Origin of the sequence: Streptomyces sp. NPDC059853 (assembly GCF_042731495.1) — a bacterium.
GTDB lineage: Bacteria > Actinomycetota > Actinomycetes > Streptomycetales > Streptomycetaceae > Streptomyces.
This window is the reverse complement of the sequence record NZ_JBHWJL010000344.1, coordinates 1-5,062: the sequence shown is the minus strand read 5'-3', so window position 1 is coordinate 5,062 and position 5,062 is coordinate 1. Positions and strand designations below refer to the sequence as shown.

General features: G+C 73.6%; 6 protein-coding genes and 1 pseudogene. 1 reads left to right on the top strand and 6 read right to left on the bottom strand.

From position 1 onward, the window contains the following. From ACFV5N_RS24535 to ACFV5N_RS24510, 6 genes and pseudogenes are all read right to left on the bottom strand, one after another. Window positions 1-144, bottom strand: a pseudogene (locus ACFV5N_RS24535) (spermidine synthase-like protein); the annotation flags it as partial. Window positions 145-222: 78 nt separating this feature from the next. Continuing rightward, window positions 223-1,401, bottom strand: coding sequence for an elongation factor Tu (gene tuf / locus ACFV5N_RS24530; RefSeq protein WP_385603772.1), 1,179 nt, complete (start codon window positions 1,399-1,401; stop codon window positions 223-225). Window positions 1,402-1,672: 271 nt separating this feature from the next. Then, entirely contained in the window at window positions 1,673-2,356 is a 684-nt protein-coding gene (gene ung, locus ACFV5N_RS24525; protein WP_385603769.1) for a uracil-DNA glycosylase, read from the bottom strand. Window positions 2,357-2,447: 91 nt separating this feature from the next. Next, the gene (locus ACFV5N_RS24520) at window positions 2,448-3,209 is read right to left on the bottom strand and encodes an SDR family oxidoreductase (RefSeq protein ID WP_385603766.1); all 762 of its coding nucleotides are present in this window, start codon (window positions 3,207-3,209) and stop codon (window positions 2,448-2,450) included. A gap of 96 nt (window positions 3,210-3,305) precedes the next feature. Beyond that, entirely contained in the window at window positions 3,306-3,704 is a 399-nt protein-coding gene (locus tag ACFV5N_RS24515; RefSeq protein ID WP_385603764.1) for a DUF3037 domain-containing protein, read from the bottom strand. Beyond that, complete coding sequence (locus tag ACFV5N_RS24510; RefSeq protein ID WP_385603762.1) at window positions 3,701-4,543, bottom strand: HipA family kinase; 843 nt, start codon at window positions 4,541-4,543, stop codon at window positions 3,701-3,703. Before ACFV5N_RS24510 ends, ACFV5N_RS24515 begins: the two co-directional genes overlap by 4 nt. A gap of 170 nt (window positions 4,544-4,713) precedes the next feature. Here ACFV5N_RS24510 and ACFV5N_RS24505 point away from each other — a divergent pair, with 170 nt between their 5' ends. Beyond that, complete coding sequence (locus ACFV5N_RS24505; RefSeq protein ID WP_385603759.1) at window positions 4,714-4,971, top strand: hypothetical protein; 258 nt, start codon at window positions 4,714-4,716, stop codon at window positions 4,969-4,971. Window positions 4,972-5,062: the final 91 nt, after the last annotated feature.

The following is a 5,062-nucleotide window of genomic DNA, read 5'->3' as shown; positions in this document are numbered from 1 at the left end:
GGTGGGGTCCCGCAGATCGACGTACGACTGCGGGGCCCCGTCGACGGTCAGCAGCCAGCCGCCGTCCCGGTCGAGGTCGGGCAGCAGCCGGGCGGTGCCGAACGCCACCGGCCGGATCACCGGGATCGCCTCGTGCTCACTCATCCGGCCATTGTCCCCGGCCGGGGCGGCCACCCGGGTGGTGGCCCGGGCGGGCTGCCCCGGCCGCCACCCGGCACGGCGTCAGACCGCGCCGACCTCCGTGATCCGGCCGGCGCCCACCGTGCGCCCGCCCTCGCGGATCGCGAAGCCCAGCCCGGGCTCCAGCGGTACGGCGTGGCCCAGCTCGACCGTCATCGTGACGGTCTCTCCGGGCAGCGCCGTCCCGCCGCCCGGCAGCGCGATGTCGCCGACCACGTCCGCCGTGCGCAGATAGAACTGCGGCCGGTAGCCGCTGGTGACACCGGTACGGCGGCCGCCCTCCGCCGCCGGGAGCAGCCGCGTCTCGGCGGTGAAGGTCCGGCGCGGGGTGACGCTGCCGGGCAGGGCCACGATGTCGCCGCGCCGTACCGCGTCGCGGGGGACGCCGCGCAGCAGCAGCGCCACGTTGTCCCCGGCGCGGGCGTCCGCCATCGGCTTGCCGAACGTCTCCAGGCCGGTGACGACGGTCTCGGTGCCGCTGCCGCCGACGAGTTGGACCCGGTCGCCGATCCGCACCGTGCCGCGCTCGACGGCGCCGGTGACGACCGTGCCGCGCCCGGTGATGGTCAGCACGTTCTCCACCGGCAGCAGGAACGGCGCGTCCACGTACCGCTCGGGCAGCGGGACGAAGGTGTCCACCGCGTCGAGCAGCGCCTCGATGGCCGCGCTCCAGCGCGCCTCGCCGCGCAGGGCGCCGAGGCCGGAGACCCGGACGACGGGGAGCAGTTCGCCCGCGTAGCCGTGGGCGGTGAGCAGTTCGCGCACCTCCAGCTCGACGAGGTCTATGAGGTCCGGGTCGCCGATGTCGGCCATGGTCATGGCGACGACGATGTGCTCGACGCCGACCTGCCGGGCGAGCAGGACGTGCTCGGCGGTCTGCGGCATCACGCCGTCGGTGGCGGAGACCACCAGGATCGCCCCGTCCAGCTGGGCGGCGCCGGTGACCATGTTCTTGATGTAGTCGGCGTGCCCGGGCATGTCGACGTGGGCGTAGTGCCGGGTGTCCGTCTCGTACTCGATGTGCGTGAGGGTGATGGTGATGCCCCGGGCGGCCTCCTCCGGGGCCTTGTCGATGCGCTCGAACGGGACGAAGGTGCCGGTGCCGTGGTCGCTGAGGACCTTGGTGATGGCGGCGGTCAGCGTCGTCTTGCCGTGGTCGACGTGGCCCATGGTGCCGATGTTGAGGTGGGGCTTGGTGCGGGTGTATGCCTGCTTGGGCATGGTCTCTTCCTTCGCGGCTGCGCCGGTGCGGCGCCGGCCGGGGACGGTCGTCCCGGCCGGCGCGCGGACCCCGAGATCCCGCCGACCCTCCCCCTGCGGGGTCCGCGGTGCGATCCGGGAAGGGTCAGCGTCGGGCGCCGTCCGTCAGGTGCGACAGGAAGAGGGCAGCCCGCGTCGGGTCCGCTGCCGCGGACCGCGCTGCGTGGAAGGGCTGCCGGTTCATGGCTCCATGGTCGCCCGCCGGGGCGGGCGTGTCGAAGGGTTTTCCGGGTCAGGACGCCGCGGTCTCCTTGAGGTTGGGGATCCGCCAGTCGATCGGGGTGTGGCCCTGGGCGGCGACGGCCGCGTCGATCTGGGTGAAGGGCCGCGAGCCGTAGAACTTCTTCGCCGACAGCGGGGAGGGGTGGGCGCCCTGGACGACCACGTGCCGGGTGGTGTCGATCAGCGGCAGCTTCTTCTTGGCGTAGTTGCCCCACAGGACGAAGACGGCCGGGTCGGGGCGGGCGTCCACCGCGCGGATCACGGCGTCGGTGAACGTCTCCCAGCCCTTGCCCTTGTGCGAGTTGGCCTCGCCCTCGCGCACGGTCAGCACGGCGTTGAGCAGCAGCACGCCCTGCTCGGCCCACGGCATCAGATAGCCGTTGTCGGGGATGGGGTGGCCCAGCTCGCTGTGCAGTTCCTTGTAGATGTTGCGCAGCGAGGGCGGGATCCGCACCCCGGGGCGTACCGAGAAGCACAGGCCGTGCCCCTGGCCGCGCCCGTGGTACGGGTCCTGGCCGAGGATCAGCACCTTCACCCGGTCGTACGGGGTGGCCTCCAGGGCGGCGAAGACCTCCTCGCGGGGCGGGAACACCGGGCCGCGGGCCCGCTCCTCCTCGACGAACTCGGTCAGCTCCTTGAAGTAGGGCTTGTCCAGTTCTTCGCCGAGCGGGCCCTGCCAGGATGCGGGCAGCATGCCGATCACGTCGCGACCTCCGATGGTGCGCCAGGAGTTGTTACGCGCATGAACGTACCGGGTGCCACTGACAACCGCCGCCCGCGCCGGTTCAGTTCAGCGGGCCGCCGGCCACGTACAGCACCTGCCCCGAGACGAATCCGGCCTCCTCGGCGGTGAAGAAGGCGATCGCGCGGGCCACGTCGTCGGGGACGCCGACCCGCCGCACGGCGGTCTTCGCGGCCGCCGCCTCCTGGAAGTCGTCGAAGCCGACGCCGACCCGGGCGGCGGTGGCGGCGGTCATCTCGGTGACGATGAAGCCGGGGGCCACCGCGTTGGCGGTGATGCCGAACTTGCCCAGTTCCTTGGCGAGGGTCTTGGTGAAGCCCTGGAGTCCGGCCTTGGCCGCCGCGTAGTTGGCCTGGCCGCGGTTGCCGAGCGCGGAGGACGAGGAGAGGCTGACGACCCGGCCGAACCCGGCCTCCACCATGTACCCCTGGCAGGCGCGGGTCATGAGGAACGCGCCGCGCAGATGGACGCCCATCACGCTGTCCCAGTCGGCGTCGGTCATCTTGAACAGCAGGTTGTCGCGCAGCACCCCGGCGTTGTTGACGAGGACGACGGGCGGCCCGAGTTCGGCGGCGACCCGGTCCACGGCGTCGCGTACCTGGTCGGTGTCGGAGACGTCGCAGCCCACGGCGAGCGCGGTGCCGCCCTCGGCGGTGATCTTCTCCACGGTCTCGCCGCAGGCACCCGGGTCCAGGTCGAGAACGCCGACGGCCCGGCCCTGGGCGGCGAGCCGCAGCGCGGTCGCGGCGCCGATGCCGCGGGCCGCTCCGGTGACGATCGCGACCCGCTGCTGAGTGGTGGACATGCTGCGTCTCCTCGCCGTCGAGTGGTGGCCGAGGCGACGCTAGAAGTCGCTCCCCCCGGTGTCAACGGCGCGCCGCGCCCGCCGCCCGCGGCGCGCTCAGCGCACCAGGACGGCCAGCAGCCGGTCGAGTTCGGCGGCCGGGTCGGCGGTCAGCCCGCTGTGCACGGGACCGGGCTGGACGACGGTGCTGCGCGGCGCGACCAGCCAGCGGAACCGGCGGCCGGGGGTGTCCCCGGCGGCCTGGCCCGCCGTGCTGCCGCCGTCGCAGACCCGTTCCGCGGCGCGCAGGGCGGCCCGTACCCCGGTCAGGTCGACGTCGGGGTCCAGGGCGCGCAGCCGTGCCTCGTCCAGGTGGGTGCGGGCGGCCAGGAAGGCGTGCGCCTGGCTGTAGAGCAGGACGCCCGCGTTGACGCACTCGCCGCGCTCCACCCGGGGGACGACCCGCAGCAGGGCGTACTCGAAGACCTCGCGCCGGGGCGCCGGGGTGTCGCTCATCGGGCATCGTCCTGGGTGCTGGGGGTGGGCAGGGGGTGGCCGCCGGTGAGCCAGCCGGGCGCCTGGGAGGGCTTGTCGGGGGTGGGCGGGCCCACGGTGATCCGGGTGTGGATGGTACGGGCCCGGGCCGCCAGCACCTCGGCGTACGCGGCGCGCACCGCGTCGGGGGTGTCGAAGCCGTGCTCGTCCTCCAGCCAGGCGTCCGGCACCAGCGCGGTGACCTCGGCGAGCAGCGCGGGGGTGACGAGCGGGGCGAGCGCGGCGGCCGCCTCGGCGATGCGCGGCCCGAACGGGGCCAGGGCGTGGTCGGAGGCGTCGTAGGGACGCTGGGCCCAGGCGCCCGCGGTGGGCCAGTTGTGGTGCCAGATGAGGGCGGCGCCGTGGTCGATGAGCCAGAGGTCGCCGTGCCAGACCAGCAGGTTGGGGTTGCGCCAGGAGCGGTCGACGTTGCCGATGAGGGCGTCGAACCACACCACCCGCCCGGCCTCCTCGGCGCCGACCTCGTAGGCGAGCGGGTCGAACCCGAGCGACCCGGGCAGGAAGTCCATGCCGAGGTTGAGCCCTCCGCTGGCCTTCAGCAGTTCCTGCACCTCCTGGTCGGGCTCGGCGCGGCCGACCACCGGGTCCAGTTCCATGCGCACGAGTTCGGGCACCCGCAGCCCGAGCCGGCGGGCGAGTTCGCCACAGATCACCTCGGCGACCAGGGTCTTGCGGCCCTGCCCGGCACCGGTGAATTTCATGACATAGGTGCCCAGGTCGTCGGCTTCGACGATCCCGGGCAGCGATCCCCCCTCCCGCAAGGGGGTGACATAGCGGGTGGCGAACGTTTCGCGCAGCATTCCCCCAGGCTATCGGGCCACCCAGCCTTGGGATCCACGGCAGTCCACCGAGGCCTCCGATCCGGCTGCCCACCCGGCTCCCGGCCGGGAGAGCCGAGGGCACCAGGCTCCTGTCGTCCCAGCCGAAGAGCCCATCGATCGCGCCGCGCCCCCTGTTGCCAGCCTCCGGCATGACGTGCGCATCGTGCTCCAGCGTGACGGCCGGCGACGAGCTGTCGAACGTGAGCCCGCCGGACACCCCGTTCGCGGACAGCCTCCCCCTGCTCCGGCTGGTGGACGGCACCCCGGTTCGGGCCCGCGGCCACGCCGCTGCCCCGGCCTGGCACGGCTTCGCCGGCGACCTCCACATCACCCGCGCGACGGCTCCCGGACATCGGCTTCCGGGCTTCGAAGCGGCCACGGACACCGATCCCTCAGACACGCCCTAGTCGCTGTCGTCGCCGACCGGCCGTTCTTCCAGGGCGAGGGTCAGCAGGTGGTAGCCGAGCGCCTTGCCGTGTCCGTCGAGCGTGGCCGCCC